The organism is Azospirillum sp. ST 5-10 (assembly GCF_051225715.1).
GTDB lineage: Bacteria > Pseudomonadota > Alphaproteobacteria > Azospirillales > Azospirillaceae > Azospirillum.
Window position 1 is genome coordinate 1 of record NZ_JBPJSP010000088.1, and the last position, 1,106, is coordinate 1,106.

Here is a 1,106-nt window from a genome sequence, read left to right on the forward strand (position 1 = left end):
AAGGAGCGGCGTGCCAACGAGAAGCGCGTCGCCGCCTCGCCGGAGACGGTGAAGAAGCTGAAGGGGCTGGGCCTCGATGTGACGGTGGAGAGGGGGGCCGGGCTGAGCGCGGCGATCACCGACGCGGCCTACGAGGCGGCGGGGGCGACGCTGGCGGCGGACGCGGCGACGGCGCTCCGGGACGCCGACATCGTGCTGAAGGTGCAGCGGCCGCTGCTGGCCTCCGAAGGCGGGCCGGACGAGCTGGCGCTGATCCGGCGCGGCGCCACCCTGCTGGCGATCCTCAACCCCCACGGCAGCCGCGAGGCGGTGCAGGCCTACGCCGAGGCCGGGGTGAACGCGTTCGCCATGGAGTTCATGCCGCGCATCACCCGCGCGCAGGTGATGGACGTGCTGTCGAGCCAGGCCAACCTGGCGGGCTACAAGGCGGTGGTGGACGCCGCGGCGGAGTACGCGCGGGCCTTTCCGATGATGATGACGGCGGCCGGCACGGTTCAGCCGGCGCGGGTCTTCGTGATGGGTGTGGGTGTGGCCGGCCTGCAGGCGATCGCCACGGCCAAGCGCCTGGGCGCCATCGTCTCGGCGACCGACGTGCGCCCGGCGGTGAAGGAGCAGGTGAAGTCGCTGGGCGGCAGCTTCGTGGCGGTGGAGAACGAGGAGTTCAAGCAGGCCGAGACGGCCGGGGGCTACGCCAAGGAGATGTCGGAGGACTACAAGCGCCAGCAGGCGGCGCTGGTGGCCGAGCACATCAAGAAGCAGGACGTGGTGATCACGACGGCGCTGATCCCCGGGCGCAAGGCGCCGGTCCTGGTGACGGCGGAGCATGTGGCGTCGATGAAGCCGGGCTCGGTGCTGATCGACCTGGCGGTCGAGCAGGGCGGCAACGTCGAGGGCGCCAGGCCCGGCGAGACGGTGGTGACGGAGAACGGCGTCAAGATCGTCGGCCACCTGAACTACCCGAGCCGGGTGGCGGTCGACGCCTCGCTGCTCTACGCCAAGAACCTGCTGGCGCTCATCCAGGCCTTCCACGACAAGGAGGCCGGGACCGTCGCCTTCAAGTGGGACGACGAGATCGTCAAGGCCATCGCGCTCACCCGCGACGGCCA

Annotated in this window: 1 protein-coding gene; it reads left to right on the top strand. The window is 71.2% G+C overall.

The features are described 5' to 3' along the window. A partial coding sequence (locus tag ACSBPG_RS31915; RefSeq protein ID WP_435541289.1) for a Re/Si-specific NAD(P)(+) transhydrogenase subunit alpha occupies positions 1 to 1,106 on the top strand: 1,106 nt, incomplete at both ends.